Raw genomic sequence first — 18,301 nt, 5'->3', positions numbered from 1 at the left:
GGGGTCGCCCGGGCGGAACCGCGGACTGTACATCAGGCGTGGCCGCTTACCCTGACCGGCCGTCCGGGTTCGGGCCGCCACGGGATTTCAGGTCGGCGGCGATCCCGTCTGCCCAGGCGTCGATGGCGTCCCAATCCCGGAAATCGCCTGCCGGCAGGGCTTCCTTCGCTGCCGGCGCGAGCCGGATGAGGCGCTCACCGATGCCGATGGGCGGGGAATCCGGGTCCCACGCGCCGAAGAAGACCTGTTCTCCGCTGGGCCGGAGCAGTTCCTGCAGTTCGGTGAACTGCTTGGGCCTGGCGCTGTTCAAGATGTCCTCACCGTCCTTGTCAACGGTCTCGTTTCCAAGGGGGCCGCTGCTGAAAAGCCATACTTTTTTGTCCTGGAGCTCCCGCCGGTGCCGCTTGGCGAAAGTTGTGGCCTCCTTAAGCCAGTGGACCAAGTAGGCGGCGCTGCCCAGCACCACGGCTTCATACTGGCCCACGTCATCCACTTCTGCCACGGGCCGGGCCTCGGCCTCGATCCCGTCTTCAGTGATGCGGGCAGCGATACGTTCGGCTATTCCGGCGGTGGAGCCGTGCCTGCTGGCGTACGCAACCAGAACCTTCATGGCGAACCTCCTGTGATGGTTGCTGTGCACTACTTACGCGATGGGCCAGACAACCCTTGTCTGCCACTTCGCGGGGTCGGGTTCCGCTTCCGGGTCGCTCAGGTAGTACTCCCACATGGTGTCCGACGGGGTGAAGCCTTCAGCTTCCATTCGCCCCAGGATCGCGCCGTAGGTGTTTTCCAGGGTGTCGTACGGACCGATGTGGAGGGCTTCAAGGGCATCCGTCTCAGGCAACGTCCCGGTCGCCACCCCGTCGGCCTCCGTGAAGTTGCCTGCGATGGGGAAGCCGGCTTCCACGTCAACCGTCTCGGCTGGCATTCCCCGGTAGAGCGCAAAAGGCGGTCCTGCAGGGCTGGCACCCTGATTCCGGACCGCGGCCATGACCGTACCGAAGGCACGGCCGAAGAATTCAGTGAGCGAGGCCATGGGGACCCGTTCGCGGACGACAGCGACAGCCTGCTCGGTGAGGTGAACTTTCCTGGGGTGCTGGGCAGAGTTGTTCATGGCATTCAGCCTGCGCCGGGGGCTGCCGGCCTCACAGGGCCCAAGGACTCTAAAAGGTGCAGGCCGTGCCGGCCCTACCCGGCAGCTTCATAGGCTTCACGCATCCATTCCTGCACCTCGGCGTCCAGTTGGGTGCTGTCCGGAAGCTCGAGGTGGTGCATCCAGATTCCCGCGGAGGGATGGGCGATTTGCTTGAACCGCGGCGACGCCGACTGGTACGGGAGCGCCAGCGACAAGACGGCGGGAACGGAGGACTTGACGTAGGAGCCGGGACGCCAAACAAACGCGAAGCTGCGCCGGCGGCGGAACGAAACCTGGCTCTTGGAAACCCAGACCTCCAGGGGTCCCAGGCCGGACGCCATGTGCTCTGCCGCACGGTAGATGTCGTACGCCGTGGCGGAACCTTCAAAGAAGCGGTCGAGGGTCCATGGTTCGCCGTCGCCGGGGGAAGAGACCGTGGCTACTCGAAGCCCGCGCGGGTGGCTTCGTCCAGCGGGGTGCGCCAGGTACCCGAGGCGGACAGGGTGAACCTCCTGCCCGTCACCGACTGGGGAACAATACGGATCAGGTGGTCCTGGCCTACACCCTGCCAGGGAAAAAGCCCCCGTCGCGTCTCGTTCAGGGCCGGCCCTGCAGCATCGTCCTCGACCGCCCTGCCCTTGACCACAACGCTCCAGGCCAGGCCAAACTCGGCGCTCCCGCTGTCCGCTTCCAGGGCAACCATAGAGTTGGCTTCAATGGCCTGCAGCTTTGTTCCGCTGCCCGTCCGGAAAACAAGGCCCTCGCCGTCAACTTTGAAGCTCACCGGGAAGACGTCGGGCTGGCCGTCAACGATGACGCCAAGCCTTCCCACACTCGTGTGTCCCAGCAATTTCCAGCATTCGCCGGAGTCGAGGATTTCTGCCTCAGGCACCATGTTCTTTTCGGTCATGCCCAGATCCTACGGCGCTGGCCAAAGCCCCTGACAGGGCCCAAAGACCTTTGACCTGTCCGGGAGTTCAGGCGTCCCCCAGGCTGCCCCTGTCCTTCAGGCCGGCGCGAAGCTTTTCGGCCCATGCAACTGCCCGGTCAACCTCCCCTTTAAGGAGGGGCCCCTCACTGCCTTTGACGTAAAAGGCCATGGGGCTGGCGACAATGCTGGCGCCGGCGTCCTTCAGCGCCCGGCTCATCTTCTTGGCCGCGTCCCCGTGGATGAACAGCTTGAGCCGGGTGTCGAAAGCTGCCGCCCTTACCCCTGCAGGTCCGCGGGCCGCAAGGTCGGCGAGCGCCTGGGTGATTTTGAGCGTCGGGCGCCAGCCATTGATGGGACTGCCAACCACCAGGAGATCTCCGGACTTGAGCGAGCCGGCGTCGAAACGGTCCACGGGAACAGCAGCAGCCTTGCGGCCCAGGCCCGATGCCAGGGCTTCGGCGATTGTCTTGGTGTTGCCGTAGGCGGAGTCATAGACGACAAGAGTTTTCATGCCTTCCAGCGTGGGGGAAGCAGAGCCCGCCGGACAGGGCCGAAAGTCATGACCGGGCTGGAGGCACCTGCCGGGGACCCACAGGCCCTTAGAGCCTAAATGCCCTAGTGCAGCCGGCCCGGAGGCATTAATTTCAGCAGTATGCGCAACAACTCGGAACGGGATGCCGCATCAGTCGAGGACCTTGGTGCCAGTGCCTGCTGGGACCTCCTGCGTACGGTTTCGGTTGGCCACCTCGCCGTGCTGGTGGACGGCCGTCCGGAAATCTTCCCCGTGAACTATAAGGTGGACCATGAATCGGTGGTCTTCCGCACCGGAGAAGGAACGAAACTTCACGCGGCCGCCGGGCCCGCCGCCGTCGCCCTGGAAGCCGACGGCACCGGCCAGGGAACGCGGACCGCGTGGAGCGTCGAGGTGAAGGGTCACGCGGAGGTCCTTGAACCGTCCCCGGACCTGATGACTGGCGTTGGCCTCACCCTTTTTCCCTGGCAGGCCGGGCACAAGGACTACTTCGTGCGGATTACTCCGACGGCGGTGACCGGCCGGCGCTTCAAGATCACCTCACCGCTGACGTGGTGGAGCCACCTGGATGACCCGGCGCGGGCGGGTCTTGCCTGAGGGAACGCCGGCCGCCGCGCCCGGCATGTCGCTGGGGTTTCGGCAGGCGACGGACCCCGAGGAGCCCCGCACGTCCCCGGCGGGCAGGGGCATCGGGTTTATCCGGCTGTACCCGCTTGTGGCACTGACGTGCTTGATGCTCGCTGTGACGGCGGTGCTGCTGCAGTCCGGCCTGGAGCAGCCGGCCCGGCTCGGTGCGTCAGCCTATGCCGCCGTCGTCGCCGCAGGCCGTGCAGTGTCAATGTTCCGGTCCCTGCGGGAGGGCCGCTGGGGAATCGACGTTCTTGCGCTGATGGCCATCGCCAGCACCGTGTGGGTTGGCGAGTATCTCGCCGCGCTGGTTGTTATCCTCATGCTTTCGGGCGGGGAAGCACTGGAAAGCTTCGCCCAGGGGCGCGCTGTGCGCGAACTGAGGTCCCTGCTGGACAGGGCTCCCCAATCCGCGCACCGGGAGGCCACCGGATCGGTTCTCGAGGACATTCCGGTTGGCGAGGTGGTACCGGGGGACGTGCTGGTGGTGCGCCCCTCCGAGCTGGTCCCCGTGGACGGGGAGCTCCTGTCCACTGCTGCCAGCATGGATGAGTCCTCACTGACGGGCGAGAGCCTGCCGGTGGAGCGGGTCCGGGGCGACCTCCTGCTCAGCGGCTCCGTCAACGGCGAGTCGGCCATCAGGATGCGGGCCTCCGCCACCGCAGGCGATTCACAGTACAGCCGCATCATCGCCCTGGTGGAGGAGGCGGCGTCCAGCCGTGCCCCGGTGGTCCGCCTGGCGGACCGCTACGCCGTACCGTTTACCGCGCTCGCGGTCCTCATGGCCGCAACCGCGTGGCTCCTTTCAGGGGATCCCGTGCGGATCGCCCAGGTCCTGGTGGTGGCAACTCCGTGCCCGCTCCTGATCGCCGCGCCGGTGGCCTTCCTGGCCGGTACCAGCCAGGCCGCCCACAAGGGCATCATCATCAAGAACAGCGGGACCCTCGAGCAGCTGGCCAAGGCCAGGACCGCGGTGTTCGACAAGACAGGGACGCTGACATCCGGACGCCCCGTCCTGGACACGGTCCAGGCTGCACCGGGAGGGGAGGAGGGCGGGCCGATGAATCCTGCCCGGATCCTGCAGCTCGCCGCTTCGGCTGAGCAATACTCTTCCCATGTCCTGGCGGCCTCCGTCATAGAGGCTGCCGCCCTGCGCGGCCTTGACCTTCTGCCGGTTTCCCAGGCCACGGAACATGCCACCCAGGGCGTGGAAGCCCTCTGCGGCGGGGACAAGGTGGTGGTGGGAAAAGCGGGATTGGTCAGGAGTTCATCCACGGGCTTCCGGGAAGCCGTCCTGCGCAGCGGCCAACTGGCGGTCTACGTGGGTGTCAATGGCACCTACGCAGGCGCCCTCATCATGAAGGACCCGCTGCGCGCCGACGCGGGTGAGACGCTTGCCCGGCTGCACCGCCTGGGAATCCGGCACACCATGCTGCTGACCGGTGATGCCCGGGGGACCGCGGCGCACATTGCCGAGGAGGCAGGCATCCGGCACGTGCAGGCCGACTGCCTCCCCGAGGACAAGGTCAACGCGGTGGCCCGCGTGCGCGAGCGTCCGGTGCTGATGGTGGGCGACGGCGTCAATGACGCCCCTGTGCTCGCGGCGGCGGACGTCGGGATAGCCATGGGAGCCAAAGGCGCTACAGCCGCGAGTGAGTCGGCGGATGTCGTGATCATGCTGGACGACCTGTCCAAAGTTGCAGCGGCAGTCGACATCGGGAAGCGCACCGTAGCTGTTGCCTTGGTGAGTATCTGGACAGGAATCGGCCTCAGCATCGGGCTCATGGCTGTTGCCATGACCGGGTACATCCCGGCCGTCACCGGAGCCCTGCTGCAGGAACTCGTGGACCTGGCCACGATCTTGAACGGGCTAAGGGCGCTGCACGGACCTAAACCGAAAAGCCCATGGCCGAGGCTGATAGCGCAAAGGGCGGCGTGACCTTCGGCCCTTCCCACGGCCTGCACCAGTAGGGAACGTGGTGGATATGAAAGCAGAAACAGTGTCCAAGCCCGTGATTGTGGGTGTCGACGGATCGGAATTCTCTTCGGCTGCCCTGAGATACGCGGGTACCCTCGCGGCACGCCTGGGCGCCCGGCTGGAGGTCATCACCTGCATCGGCATGCCGGACTACCTGGTGCTGCCCCATCTTGAAGGCGCCGACCGCCAGTTTACGGCGAGGCTGGAGGATGCTGCCCGCCGCCTGGTGGAGGAAGCCCTTGGACGGGCATTCTCCGGCGACCGGCCCGAAGATATCGAGGTAACAGTGAAGTTTGGGCCGCCGGGCAAGGTCCTCGTGGAGGAGAGCCGGCGGGCACAACTGCTGGTGATCGGCCGGCACGGGGAGGGAGGATTCCTCGGAACCGCCATGGGCTCGGTCAGTAAGGCGTGCGCCGCGCGCTCCGTGTGCCCGGTGGTCCTGGTGGGCCAGGAGGCGGACGTCGTGTGATGACCGCGGCTGGCCTGACCTCGGTCCAGGCCGCGGACCTCCTGAAGCAGGCAGGACCCAACCTCCTTCCGACCGAAAAACCCGTACCGCAGTGGCGGAAACTCTGGGGGGAGCTGACCCACTTCTTCGCCATCATGCTGTGGTGCGCGGCGGCCCTGGCCTTCTTCGCGGACATGCCGCAACTGGGCGTGGCGATTATCGTCGTCGTGATTGTCAACGGCGTTTTCGCCCACATCCAGCAGGAACGCGCCCAGCACGCGGCGGCAAAACTGCGGGCGCTGCTCCCGGCCGACGTACTGGTGCGGCGGGACGGACGTGTCCGGAAAGTCCATGCCAGTGAACTGGTGGTCAACGACGTCGTGCTGCTGGCCGCCGGAGACCGCGTTCCCGCCGACGTCGTGCTGGTCACAGCAGCGTCCTGCACCGTGGACGAATCGATGCTGACGGGGGAAAGCGAGCCGGTGCCGAAAGCCGGCGGCGATCCTGCCTGGGGAGGAACGTTCCTGGTCAACGGCAATGCGGAGGCCGCCGTTGCCGCCACGGGCCTCGGAACCCGCCTGGCAGGGATCGCGCTCCTGACCAGCGGAGCCGTCTCCCCACCCACTCCGCTGTCCCTGGAACTGCGCCGGATTGTCCGGGTGGTGGCGTCCGTTGCCCTGGCTATCGCCGCCCTCTTCTTCCTGGTATCGCTGCTGGTGGGCATCCAATGGCGTGATTCCTTCCTCTTCGCCATCGGCGTTGCCGTCGCCCTGGTTCCGGAGGGCCTGCTGCCCACGGTGACGCTGTCCCTCGCAATGGGCGCCCAGCGCATGGCCGCCCGCAATGCGCTGGTCCGCAACCTCGAAGCCGTTGAGACCCTCGGGTCCACCACGTTCATCTGCACCGACAAGACCGGGACCCTCACACAGAACAGGATGAACGCCGTCGAGGTCTTCACCTCCCACGGACACGTCCACATAGCGGGCGACGGCTACAGCCCCGAGGGCACAGTCCAGGGGGAGGGAAAGGACAAAGCCGCCGAAACTGCGCTCGCGGCCCTGGCCGCCTCACAAGGCCGCGCCGAACTGCACGAAGGACAGTGGCGGGCCTCCGGCGACCCGATGGAAGCGGCCATCGACGTGCTGGCACGGCGGCTGACAGGGGCAGCAGGTGACGGAAGGGTGCCTTCACGCAGGCTCCCCTTCGATCCCGTACGACGGCGGGAATCGGCGATCGTCGGACAGGACCTGTTCTGCAAGGGCGCCCCGGAAGCGGTTCTTCCGCTCTGCGGCGCCGTGCCCGAACCGGTAGGGGAACAGGTCCAGCTGATGGCCTCCCGGGGGCTGCGTGTCATCGCAGTGGCGCGGCGCAGGCTGGAACGCGCCCCGGCCCGCTGGGAATCCCTCCCGGCGGAGGAGATCGAAGACGGCCTGGAACTGCTCGGACTGATCGGCCTTCATGATCCGCCCAGGCCGGACGTGGGCGAGGTCATCCGTACCGCCCGCAATGCAGGGCTCAAACTCGCCATGATCACCGGTGACCATCCGGGTACGGCTGCGGCGATCGCGCGTGAGATCGGGTTGATGGGGGTCCCGGAGCGCGTGCTGGAAGGCTCGGAGCTCCCGGACGATGAGCAGTTGCTGGGCGCGCTCCTGGACCGCGACGGGGTGGTGGTGAGCAGGGTTTCCCCGGAGCAGAAGCTGCGGGTTGCCAGGGCGCTGCAGTCCCGGGGACACGTGGTGGCCATGACCGGAGACGGTGTGAACGACGGCCCGGCCCTGCGCGAAGCGGACATCGGGGTGGCCATGGGCCTAAGCGGCACCGATGTTGCACGCGAAGCGGCCGACCTGGTCCTCCTCGATGACCACTTCGGAACCATCGTGGCCGCCATCGAACAGGGCAGGGCCACCTACGCCAACATCCACAGATTCCTTACCTACCACCTCACGGACAACGTGGCGGAGCTGACCCCGTTTGTTGTCTGGGCGCTCTCCGGCGGCCAGTTTCCCCTGGCCCTCGGCGTGCTGCAGATCCTTGCCCTGGACATCGGAACCGACCTGCTGCCGGCCCTCGCCCTGGGCGCTGAACAGCCGGGCAAACGCGTGCTGGCCGGGCCGCCGGAACGCCGGCACCTCATGGACCGGAAACTGATGGTGCGGGTCTTCTGTGTACTGGGACCGGTGGAGGCGGCCTTCGAAATGGCCGCGTTCTCCGCAGTGCTCTTCGGCGGCGGCTGGGCGCGTGGCGAAACTCCGGAGCCCGGGCTGCTCATGGCTGCATCAGGTGCCGCTTTCACAGCTGTGGTGCTGGGCCAGCTGGCTAACGCCTTTGCGTGCCGAAGTGCAACCCTGCCGCCCTGGCGGCTGGGCTGGGGCACAAACAGGCTCCTGGCATGGGCAGTCCTGGCTGAACTGGCTGTGCTTGCGGCCTGCCTGTTCATTCCACAGCTCGCCGCCGTGCTGGGGCAGGCCCCGCCGACGCCTGATGGGCTGCTCGTTGCCGTGCTGGCAGTGCCTGCCGTCCTGGCCGCGGACTGGGCCTACAAGCGCATCAGGGGCCGCTCAAGCCACAGGTGACAGGGACATGCCCTGGTGCGGGCCGGCATGGGCTTTTCCAGGGGCAGGGGAGGGGCTCGGGACCAAAGACTCTGCCCGGTATCTTCCGCCACGGCCCAGAATCAAGGCATGGCTCCTCCCGCAAACCCCCTTGCCGATGTCCACGTCATATGGATCGAAGACACCGGGATGGGGGACATAGCGTCCGTGGGGGGAAAGAACGCCTCCCTCGGCGAGTTGAGCCGGACCCTTCGCTCGGCCGGCGTGAGGGTCCCGGAAGGGTTCGCCACCACCGCTGCTGCCTACCGCGCTTTCCTGGAAGCCAACGCCCTGGAGCCGCGCATCCGGGCCTACATCGGGGAGTACCGCGCGGGGCGGGCCACCCTGCGCCAGGCCGGGGCGGCCATCAGGGAACTTTTCCTGTCAGCTACTTTTCCGGAGAACACCGGGCAGGCAATCGACGAACACTACCGCCTCCTTTGCCGCCGCGCCGGCCAGCCCAAGGTTGCGGTTGCGGTCCGCAGCAGTGCCACGGCGGAGGACCTGCCGGACGCCAGTTTCGCGGGCCAGCAGGAGACGTTCCTCAATGTGGCGGGGGAGCGCGCCGTCCTCGACGCCTGCCGGAACTGCTACGCCTCGCTGTTCACCGATCGCGCCATCAGCTACCGGGAAATGAAGGGCTACGATCACCTCGAGGTGGCATTGTCCGTGGGTGTCCAGCGCATGGTCCGCTCGCATGTCGGCGCTTCGGGGGTCATGTTCTCGATCGACACGGAGTCCGGCTTTCCGCAGGCCGTGCTTATCAGCGCCGCCTGGGGGCTCGGTGAGACGGTAGTGCAGGGCACTATCAACCCGGACAAATACCAGGTGTTCAAACCGCTGCTTGCCGATGCCCGCTTCAGCCCCGTGATTGACAGGGAACGTGGCGCAAAGGAACGCAAGATGGTCTACAGCCTCGGGGGAAACGCCAGGACCCGGATGGTGGAAACGAGCCAACGGGAGCAGGAGACCCTGGTACTGAACGACCAGGACGTTGTCCTGCTGGCGCGTTGGGCCGTTGCCGTGGAGGAACACTACGGGCGGCCCATGGACATGGAATGGGCCAAAGACGGGGTAACGGGCGAACTGTTCATGGTGCAGGCCAGGCCGGAGACAGTCCAGGCCCAGCGCAGCAGCTCGACGTTCCGCATGTACCACCTTCGGCAGCCGGGGCGCGTGCTGGCGTCAGGGGCAGCCATCGGTGATGCCATCGCCAACGGGCAGGCCTGCGTCATCCAGGACGCGAAGGACATCGAATCGTTCGTTGACGGCTCGGTGCTGGTGACCCGGATGACGGATCCGGACTGGGTTCCGGTGATGCAGCGCGCAGCGGGCATCGTCACGGACCACGGCGGACCCACCAGCCACGCGGCGATCGTGAGCCGGGAACTGGGCGTGCCCGCCGTCGTCGGAACACGCAACGCAACCGAAACCCTGCCTGACGGTGACCCGATCACCCTGTCCTGCGCGGAAGGCGAAGAAGGCCGCGTGTACGAAGGACTCCTGGCGTATGCCGTGGAGGACGTGGACATGGAAGCGCTTCCCGCCACCGGCACGGACGTCATGGTCAATATCGGCAGTCCTGCCGCAGCCTTCAAATGGTGGCGCCTGCCGGCCGCGGGAGTGGGGCTGGCCAGGATGGAATTCATCATCAACAACCTCATCCGCATCCATCCCATGGCGCTGGTGCATCCTGAGCGGGTGGCAGACCCGGAGGAAGCTGGGCTCATCCGGAAACTGACCAGCGGCTACGCTGACCCCAAGGATTACTTCATTGACGTGCTGGCCACCGGCATCGCCAAGATAGCAGCGCCCTTCCACCCCAAACCGGTGATAGTCCGGCTCAGTGATTTCAAGAGCAACGAATACAGCCACCTGATTGGTGGCAGCTCCTTTGAGCTTCCGGAAGAAAACCCGATGCTGGGTTTCCGGGGTGCTTCGCGCTACTACAGCGAGCACTATCGCGAAGGCTTTGCCCTGGAATGCAAGGCACTCAAGCGCGTGCGGGAAGAGGTGGGCTTCTCCAATGTCATCGTCATGGTCCCCTTCTGCCGCACCGTGGGGGAAGCGGACCTGGTCATCGCTGCGATGGCGGAGCACGGCCTGGTGCGGGGCAGTGCCGGCCTGCAGCTTTACATGATGTGCGAGATCCCTTCAAATGTGGTCCTCGCGGATCAGTTCGCCCAGCGGTTCGACGGCTTCTCTATCGGCTCCAACGACCTCACCCAGCTGGTCCTGGGCGTAGACCGCGACTCGGAACAGCTGGCCGGACTGTTCGACGAAAGGGACCCCGCCGTCAGCTCCATGATTGCCCAGGCCATCGAGAAGGCACATGCCGCCGGCATCAAGATAGGTATCTGCGGCCAGGGCCCCAGCAACCACCCGGACCTGGCCGAGTTCCTGATAGGCCGCGGCATTGATTCCATCTCGCTGAACCCGGACACGTTCCTGAAGGCCCTGCCCGTCATCGCCGCAGCCGAGCAGCGGCTGGGCAGACAGGCCTAACGGCACTGTCCCGGGGGGACGGCCGGCTGATAGCACTGTCATATGACCGCGTCGCCCACCGCAGCTGCCGCCAAGCCGCCCTTTGACGCCGTCATCTTCGACCTGGACGGCGTGGTCACCAACACGGCGCTGGTCCATCAGTCCGCCTGGAAAGAGGCCTTCGACCAGATCCTGCTGGATCCCCGGGTGCCCGCTGCTGCGGACCGGTCCCCCCTCACCAAAGCCGACTACCGCACCTACATTGACGGCCTTCCCCGGGAGGAAGGCGTGCTGAAATTCCTTGCGTCCAGGGGCGTGCGGGTTGAACGCGGCTCCGAGCGGGACGAACCAGGGGCCTGGACAGCCTTCGGCCTGGGGGCCCTGAAGAACCGCCTTTTCCTGGAGCACCTGAGGCACGACGGGGTCCAGGCTTACCCCGGAACCATGCAATTACTCCGGACATTGTCCGACGCCGGCATCCTCATGGGCGTGGTCACATCCAGCCGCAATGCCAGTTCCGTGCTGGAGGCAGCGGGCATCCCGGGTTCCTTCGGCGTCATCCTGGACGGGTCTGCTGCAGCTAGCCTTGGATTGCGGGGAAAGCCCGCTCCTGACGTCTTCCTGGCCGCTGCGTTCCGCCTCGGTGTCTCGCCGTCGCACGCCGTGGTCATAGAGGACTCGGTGGCAGGGGTCCTCGCCGCACGACGGGGCGGGTTCGGCCTTGTGGTGGGCATTGACCGGAGCGGCACCAGGCGGGAACTCGAAGCTGCCGGTGCAGGCACGGTCCTCAACGACGTCGGCGAACTGGACCTGGGCCTCGTCCTGGGCGATCCCTGGCAACTCGTCTACGAGGGCTTCGATGCCGGGCACGAGGGGCATCGCGAAGCGCTGACCACCCTGGGCAACGGCTACCTGGCCGTCAGGGGTGCCGCCCCGGAGGGCGGCGGCAGCGCCCGGTATGCCGGTATGTACCTGGCGGGCGTCTTCAACCGTGTTGCGGCCAAAGTCGCCGACGAAGTCCTCGTGGAAGAACACATGGTTAACGCCCCCGATTGCCTTCCCCTTGACCTGCGGCCGGCGGACGGACAATGGTGGTCGGCGGGAGGCATGGTTGTTCTCCGCGAACGCCGCAGCCTGGATCTTCAACGGGCGGTTTTGGAGCGGCGGCTCCTGCTGGAAACGGGGGACAAGCGGCGCATGGAAGTCGTCCAGACCAGGTTCGTGTCCATGGCCGAGCCCCACCTGCTGGCCCTCGAAACGAAGATCACGCCTTTGGGCTGGAGCGGCGCCATGGAAGTGCGCAGCGGGGTTGATGCCGGTGTCAGGAACGCAAATATCCCGGAACCGGCGTCCAGCCCCGGCATCCACCTTGTTGACCGGACCCCGGCCGGCAGAGGCCTGCAGCATCGGCCGGACGATATATCCGTTGTCGAGGCTGAAACAACCCAGAGCCTGATCCGGATCGCAGCGGCCTACCGCACCAGCGTGTCCGGGGAACCGGTCGCCGGACAACGGGGCAGCATGGGCGCCTTTCACTTCCACATGTTCCCGGTAAACCTTTCGGACGGAGTTCCAACAAGGATCAGCAAGACCGTGGCCGTGGTGACCTCGCGGGACCGCGCGATTTCCTCCACGGCCTCCGCAGCAGAGGCGGTGCTGGTCCGCAGCGGCGGAAACCTTGACTCCCTTCTAACCGCCCACGAGCAAGCATGGAGGCACGAACTCCGTCCGTTCCTGGTGGACATAGAGGCTCCGGTGCAGGTGCGGCTGGTCCTCAACCTGCACATTTTCCATCTGCTGCAGACCCTCACCCGCCATACAGCAGAACTCGATGCGGGTGTCACCGCCCGGGGGCTCCATGGCGAGGGATACCGGGGCCATGTCTTTTGGGACGAGTTGTTTGTGCTGCCCCTCCTGACAACCAGGACCCCGGATGTTGCCCGCGCCCTCATCGAATACCGTTGGAGGAGACTTCCTGCCGCCCGCCACTCAGCTGCCGTCCTGGGCCTGGCCGGCGCGAAGTTCCCTTGGCAAAGCGGGAGTGACGGTACGGAAGAAACGCCTAAGTGGCTGTACAACGACAGATCCGGCAGATGGGTTAAGGACCATTCACATATGCAGCTGCATGCAGGACTCGCCGTGGCCTTCAACGTCTGGCAGTACTTCCAGGCCACCAGCGACAAAGCCTGGCTTCTGCGGAAGGGCGCCGAACTCGTGATCGACATAGCCCGGTTCTTCACCTCGCGGGCAGAGTACAGCCAGGACACCGGCCGGTACCACGTCCGTGGCGTCGTCGGACCGGATGAGTACCACACGGGGTATCCGGGCAACGATGAACCCGGGGTAGACGACAATGCCTACACCAACGCAATGGGTGCCTGGGTCTGCCTTCGGGCTGCGGAGATTATCGGCACCTTCCACCCAAACGAACTCGCCGACCTTACGGAAAGACTGGGCATCACCGGCGGGGAAGCGGCTGGATGGGAACAGGTGGGCCGGGCCATGTTCATCCCTTTCCACTCTGACGGCGTCATCAGCCAGTTTGCCGGATATGAAAAGCTCGAAGAACTCGATTGGGAAAGATACCGCGAAACCTATGAAAGCATCGAGCGGCTCGACCTGATCCTGGAAGCAGAAGCGGACAATATCAATCGGTACAAGCTTGCCAAGCAGGCTGATGTCCTGATGCTGCCCTACCTGCTGGGCCAGGAAGGACTCATCAGCCTTCTTTCCGAACTTGGATACGCCTTCACCGCGGGCCAGCTGAACCGGACCATCGAGTACTACCTCGCCCGCACTGCCCATGGATCCACGCTGAGCCGGGTTGCCCACGCTTCCGTCCTTGCAGCGCTGGACGCCGACCGTGCATGGGACAGCTTCCGCGAAGCGCTCGACGCCGACCTCGACGACACCCAGCATGGCACCACGCGGGCGGGCATCCACTTGGGCGCCATGGCCGGCAGCATCGATGTCATCCAGCGCAGTTTCGCCGGCCTGCGGCTGAGTGGCGACACCATCGTTTTCGCCCCCAACCTGCCCACTGGCCTGCGGTCCGTCGCCTTCAGGGTCCACTACAGGGGTCATCAGTTGAACATCGAACTCAAGGACGGGCGCATGCGCATTGCGTCGGCGGCCGGAGACGCCGCGCCCATCAGCGTGCGGGTGAACGGCAGGAAAGCGGCACTCATGCCAGGCCAGGCCAGGACCTTTCGGCTTCCCCTTCCGGTGCACGGTTCAGCCGCATCATGAAGCGGATCGGGATCCTGACAAGTGGCGGCGACTGCCCTGGGGTGAACGCCGTGATCCGCGGCGCCGTACTGGCAGGGGAGATTGTCCACGGTTATGGGTTCCTGGGGTTCCGGGACGGCTGGCGGGGTGTCCTGGAACAGGACGTGGTTCCTTTGCCGCGGCGCAGCGTCCGGGGGATTTCGCGGCTGGGCGGGACCATCCTGGGAACTTCACGCACAAATCCGCTGAATGGCGAGGGAAGCGATGCAGTGCGTGAGAGCTTGCGGCGCAACAATCTGCAGGGCCTGATCGCCATCGGGGGCGAGGGAACCCTGGCGGCGGCAAGGGCACTGTCCGATCAGGGCATCAACGTGGTGGGTGTACCCAAAACGATCGACAACGATCTCGGCGCAACGGACTATACCTTCGGGTTTGATTCAGCCGTCCAAACAGCAACACAGGCCATCGACAGGCTGCGGACCACGGGGGAGTCCCACCACGGCTGCATGATCGCGGAGGTCATGGGCAGGAACGCGGGATGGATCGCGCTGCATGCAGGGATGGCATCAGGTGCCCACGCGATCCTGATTCCCGAGCATCAGGTCTCCCTGGAGCAAATCGCCGCCTGGGTCCTGTCGGCACGGGACCGGGGTAGGGCGCCGCTGGTGGTAGTGGCTGAAGCGTTCACACCGGAAGGCCATGAAGCGCCTTACGCACCCCGCGGACTTGATACTTTCGGGCGGCCCCGGCTTGGCGGCATCGGCCGCCTGCTGGAAGAACAGTTGCAGCAAGCAACCGGCATAGAAACAAGGGCTACCGTTCTGGGCCACATCCAGCGCGGCGGCGAACCGACCGCCTATGACCGGGTACTGGCCACGCGGCTGGGGATGGCCGCCGTCGAAGCAACAGCGAACGGTAGCTGGGGGACCATGGTGTCCCTGCGCGGCACTGACATTGTCACCGTGGGCCTCGAGCTCGCGCTTGGAACCCTGAAGGTGGTTCCCGAACAACGGTACCGGGAGGCGGCAGTCCTTTTCGGCTGACCGGCTCGAAGCTTCGGCCGCCGGCTCGAGAGCCTGTGCCTGGCCCTGCCCGGGGCCAGGCACCAAGCAGTCAGGCCCTGGTGATCGGAATCTTCTTGGCAGAGGACACCTGCCCCTGGTCAGGGATGGGGGCGCGGACTTCCAGGACGCCGTCCTTGTAGGAAGCAGTGACGTCGCCCTGGTGCACATCCCGGGGCAACGGGAGCCGCCGGACGAAGGAACCGTAGCGGAATTCGGACCTGTAGCTGTCCTTGTCCTTCTGCTCCTTCTTTTCCTGCCGCTCCGCCTTGATGGACAGCACGCCGTCGGCAACCGTTACATCCACGTCCTTCTCCGGGTCGATCCCGGGCAACTCCGCCCGCACCACCAAGGTGTTGCCGTCCACCATCTCTTCCACCCGGATGGCGGAAGCGCCCGCATCCCCTTCGAACAGTCTCTCGATCACATCAATGGGGGAGCGGCGCGACTCAAACCACTTCATTAGCTCGCTCATGCTTGTCTCCTGCTCATACTGGTCCGGGGCATCTGGTTACCCGGCACTACCACCATCCGCTTTATGCCGGGAAGGTTCCAGAGTCCAAGGTCCCACCCTGGCGTGCTGGGGTTTCCGGGCGGACCCGGAGAACGGCGGAACCGGTGATCCTGTCCGCAGCGAGATCATCCAGCGCGGTGCCGGCTGCATCAAACGGGTAGACGGTGGTGGCCGGCACGAGCGGAATTTCGGCTGCGAGCGCCAGGAATTCCAGCCCGTCTGCGCGGGTATTGGCGGTCACGCTGCACACTTGGCGCTCGAAGAACAGATGGTCGTGGTAATTCAGGGCCGGTATTTCACTGACGTAGATGCCCGCAATCGCAAGTGTTCCTCCGCGGTCAAGGGCCCGGAGGGCCACGGGCACGAGGTCGCCCACGGGAGCAAAGAGGATGGCGGAATCAAGCGGCACCGGCGGGTCGTCGTAGGCATCGCCGACATACTCGGCGCCGAGGTCCCGGGCAAGTGCGCGCGCCTTCGCGGTGCGGGTCATGACGAAGACGGAGGCGCCTTGGTGCATGGCCAGCTGCGCCGTCAGGTGGGCGGAACTGCCGAACCCGTAGATGCCAAGGCGCCCGCCAGCCGGCACACGGGCCCGCTTCAGCGCGCGGTAGCCGATGATGCCCGAGCACAGCAGGGGTGCGGCCTCTTCATCCTTAAACACGTCCGGAATGGTGTAGGCGAAGTCCTGGGAGACCGTGAGCTGCTGGGCGTAGCCGCCGTCCTTGTCCCAGCCGGTGAAGACGGGAGCCGTGCACAGGTTTTCGTCCCCGCGGAGGCAGTAGGCACAGGTACCGCAGACCCCGCCAAGCCAGGCGATGCCAACCCTGTCACCCCGCGCGAACAGGGAATTGCCCGGCCCGCTCCCCACCACAACGCCCACTGCCTCATGCCCCGGGACAATTCCGGGACGGCGCGGCTGGAGGTCCCCTTCGGCGAGATGCAGGTCAGTGCGGCAGATGCCGCACACACTCACATCCACCAGGAGTTCATTGGTCCCGGGCTTCGGGTTTTCGCGGGTGCCCTTGACCAGGGGACGGGTAGAGACGGGGCCGGGCCGGCCCACCCACCAAGCGAGCACCGGTTCCTCCTCTTGCCGTCCGGCCTAAGACATGCATGGCTTCATACTTCACGCCGTCAGCAGGTTCCGCCCGTCATTACTCGCGCCGGGCCTTCTTCAGGCGTGTGATCACAGTGGGGCAGGGCGGCTGGGTCAGGACGCCATGCGCCGTCGATCCGAGGAGCAGCCTTCCAAAGCCGCCCCTGCCCCGGCTGCCCAGAACCAGCATCCGTGCGTTGGCGGCTGCCTGGACCAGGGCATCGGCAGGTTCCAGCACTGTTTCGAGGACTCCGTGCACCACGAGGCCGGGGTAGTCCTGGCGGAGCCCGGCCACTGTCTCTGACAGGACGATCTGTTCCTCCTGCACCACGTGCTCCGCGAAACTGCTGGACGGCAGTCCTGCCTTGATCCAGCGGTTGGGGCCAGTGAAGGCGTAGATGACGGTAAGTTCTTCGCCCAGAGCGTCAGCCTCGGATGCCGCGAAGGCCACGGCTTGGGTGGACTCCCTGGATCCGTCCACGCCCACCACGACGCCTTGCCCGCCGTCCTGGCCTGCGCCGACGACCGCCACCGGGCATTCTGCGTGGGCAGCCGCCTGGAGCGCCCGGTCCGTCAGTGCAGCACGTGAGTGGCCGCTGCTGCCCAGGACCAGCATGGATGCTTTCGTTGAATAGTCGCCAAGAGATCCCCCGACGCTTCCTTCCAACAGTTCAGTTGTTACCTGAAGGTCCGGTTCTGCTGCGCGGACGCGTTCTCCGGCCTCCTTCAGCATGCCCAGCGCGGAATTCCGCAATGCGTCGATATAGGGGAGCGCATCCAGCGCCTCGCCTCCCATCCAGCGGTCATCCAGGACATGGAGGATGGCCAGCGGCAGCCTGAGCCGGCGGGCACGGGAGGCCGCCCATAGCAGGGCGGCGTTCGAGGGGGAGGAGTCGACGATGCCGACGGCGATGGGCTTGTTTGCATCCATGGGGTACCTTCCTTGGTTCTGTCAGTCCGGCGGTGCAGATGCGCCTCAGGCTGTGTCCGCCGGTTCCTGCGGGGCCCACCACCGGGTAGGCGGAGCAATCACGAACCGCCGCCCGGTGATCTCCTCCGGTGTCACGCGGATTAGGCTGTTCTTTGGTCCCGCCTGCCAGGGGGAGAGCCCCGCGTCGGCGGCGTCCTCGAATTCCTCGGCGTCGGTAACGACGGCGGCGCGGCCTTTCACCACCACGCTCCAGGCGATAGTGCCGTACTGGTTCAGTCCGTCGGCCTCCAGCGCCACCACCTTCCCTTCGGCCAGCGCATCGGTCTTCGTTCCCTCGCCCGTACGCACCAGCAGGGTGCCGTTGCTGGGCACGTAATTAAGCGGGAAAATCTCCACTGTGTTCCCCCGGGTAAAGGCCATCCTGCACACGGACGTCGACCGCAGGTATCTCCAGCACTCGTGTACACCGAGGCGTTGGGCTTCCGGTTCTGCAGCAGCTGTGTCCATGGCCGTAGCCTAAGGCCGAGAATTCCATCGGGCTAGGGAAGAAGGTCCCGCGGCATTTTCCGGAATGCCGCGGGCATTAATAAGTGCTGCAAATCGGGCATTTCAGGCCTTGACTTTGTCTTCTAGACTGGTCCCAAGGCATGTCTTCGTGCCAGGCAAAGGCGATGTTTCCGGGGGAACAAACCGGCCCGGAGGAACGGAATGCCGGTAGGCCCGCAGAGTCGCGGGCCACTGC

At 65.8% G+C, this 18,301-nt stretch carries 16 protein-coding genes; 7 read left to right on the top strand and 9 right to left on the bottom strand.

The features are described 5' to 3' along the window. Positions 1-46: 46 nt before the first annotated feature. The 5 genes from Q9R30_RS01645 to Q9R30_RS01625 form a co-directional block, all read right to left on the bottom strand. On the bottom strand, positions 47-610 hold the full coding sequence (locus Q9R30_RS01645; RefSeq protein WP_311216579.1) for a flavodoxin domain-containing protein: 564 nt from the start codon (positions 608-610) through the stop codon (positions 47-49). Positions 611-643: 33 nt separating this feature from the next. Next, the gene (locus tag Q9R30_RS01640; protein WP_311216578.1) at positions 644-1,114 is read right to left on the bottom strand and encodes a GyrI-like domain-containing protein; all 471 of its coding nucleotides are present in this window, start codon (positions 1,112-1,114) and stop codon (positions 644-646) included. A gap of 74 nt (positions 1,115-1,188) precedes the next feature. Then, complete coding sequence (locus Q9R30_RS01635) at positions 1,189-1,620, bottom strand: DUF5655 domain-containing protein (RefSeq protein ID WP_311216681.1); 432 nt, start codon at positions 1,618-1,620, stop codon at positions 1,189-1,191. After that, positions 1,575-2,045: a pyridoxamine 5'-phosphate oxidase family protein gene (locus tag Q9R30_RS01630; RefSeq protein WP_311216577.1), complete on the bottom strand. Its 471-nt coding sequence runs from the start codon at positions 2,043-2,045 to the stop codon at positions 1,575-1,577. The genes Q9R30_RS01635 and Q9R30_RS01630 overlap by 46 nt, the downstream gene beginning before the upstream one ends. Before the next feature lie 67 nt (positions 2,046-2,112). Next, on the bottom strand, positions 2,113-2,577 hold the full coding sequence (locus Q9R30_RS01625; RefSeq protein ID WP_311216576.1) for a flavodoxin domain-containing protein: 465 nt from the start codon (positions 2,575-2,577) through the stop codon (positions 2,113-2,115). Positions 2,578-2,718: 141 nt separating this feature from the next. On the opposite strand from Q9R30_RS01625, the gene Q9R30_RS01620 reads away from it, so the two are divergent. From Q9R30_RS01620 to Q9R30_RS01590, 7 genes are all read left to right on the top strand, one after another. Then, positions 2,719-3,195 carry a pyridoxamine 5'-phosphate oxidase family protein gene (locus Q9R30_RS01620; RefSeq protein WP_311216575.1) on the top strand — a complete coding sequence of 159 codons (477 nt, stop codon included), beginning with the start codon at positions 2,719-2,721 and terminating at the stop codon, positions 3,193-3,195. A gap of 136 nt (positions 3,196-3,331) precedes the next feature. Next, positions 3,332-5,164, top strand: coding sequence for a heavy metal translocating P-type ATPase (locus Q9R30_RS01615; RefSeq protein WP_396136685.1), 1,833 nt, complete (start codon positions 3,332-3,334; stop codon positions 5,162-5,164). A 46-nt stretch (positions 5,165-5,210) separates the two neighbouring features. Then, positions 5,211-5,672, top strand: a complete 462-nt coding sequence (locus Q9R30_RS01610) for a universal stress protein (RefSeq protein WP_104998137.1) — start codon at positions 5,211-5,213, stop codon at positions 5,670-5,672. Next, entirely contained in the window at positions 5,672-8,227 is a 2,556-nt protein-coding gene (locus Q9R30_RS01605) for a cation-transporting P-type ATPase (protein ID WP_311216573.1), read from the top strand. The genes Q9R30_RS01610 and Q9R30_RS01605 overlap by 1 nt, the downstream gene beginning before the upstream one ends. A gap of 108 nt (positions 8,228-8,335) precedes the next feature. Further along, on the top strand, positions 8,336-10,750 hold the full coding sequence (gene ppsA, locus Q9R30_RS01600; RefSeq protein ID WP_311216572.1) for a phosphoenolpyruvate synthase: 2,415 nt from the start codon (positions 8,336-8,338) through the stop codon (positions 10,748-10,750). Positions 10,751-10,792: 42 nt separating this feature from the next. Beyond that, on the top strand, positions 10,793-13,978 hold the full coding sequence (locus tag Q9R30_RS01595; RefSeq protein WP_311216571.1) for an HAD-IA family hydrolase: 3,186 nt from the start codon (positions 10,793-10,795) through the stop codon (positions 13,976-13,978). Beyond that, positions 13,975-15,000 (top strand): ATP-dependent 6-phosphofructokinase, encoded by a 1,026-nt coding sequence (locus Q9R30_RS01590; protein WP_311216570.1) that lies wholly within the window; start codon positions 13,975-13,977, stop codon positions 14,998-15,000. The genes Q9R30_RS01595 and Q9R30_RS01590 overlap by 4 nt, the downstream gene beginning before the upstream one ends. Positions 15,001-15,070: 70 nt before the next feature. Here Q9R30_RS01590 and Q9R30_RS01585 read toward each other — a convergent pair whose 3' ends face one another. The 4 genes from Q9R30_RS01585 to Q9R30_RS01570 form a co-directional block, all read right to left on the bottom strand. Continuing rightward, entirely contained in the window at positions 15,071-15,493 is a 423-nt protein-coding gene (locus tag Q9R30_RS01585) for an Hsp20/alpha crystallin family protein (RefSeq protein ID WP_104998132.1), read from the bottom strand. A gap of 61 nt (positions 15,494-15,554) precedes the next feature. Then, positions 15,555-16,610, bottom strand: a complete 1,056-nt coding sequence (locus Q9R30_RS01580; protein WP_311216569.1) for a zinc-dependent alcohol dehydrogenase family protein — start codon at positions 16,608-16,610, stop codon at positions 15,555-15,557. 76 nt (positions 16,611-16,686) lie between these two features. Continuing rightward, complete coding sequence (locus Q9R30_RS01575; protein WP_311216568.1) at positions 16,687-17,559, bottom strand: universal stress protein; 873 nt, start codon at positions 17,557-17,559, stop codon at positions 16,687-16,689. A 45-nt stretch (positions 17,560-17,604) separates the two neighbouring features. Then, positions 17,605-18,066 carry a pyridoxamine 5'-phosphate oxidase family protein gene (locus Q9R30_RS01570; RefSeq protein ID WP_104998129.1) on the bottom strand — a complete coding sequence of 154 codons (462 nt, stop codon included), beginning with the start codon at positions 18,064-18,066 and terminating at the stop codon, positions 17,605-17,607. Positions 18,067-18,301 lie beyond the last annotated feature (235 nt).

The organism is Arthrobacter sp. AB6, assembly GCF_031844545.1.
In the GTDB taxonomy this organism is placed as follows: domain Bacteria; phylum Actinomycetota; class Actinomycetes; order Actinomycetales; family Micrococcaceae; genus Arthrobacter.
Note: the sequence above shows the minus strand (reverse complement) of the source record. Positions and strands in the feature narration are given on the sequence as shown.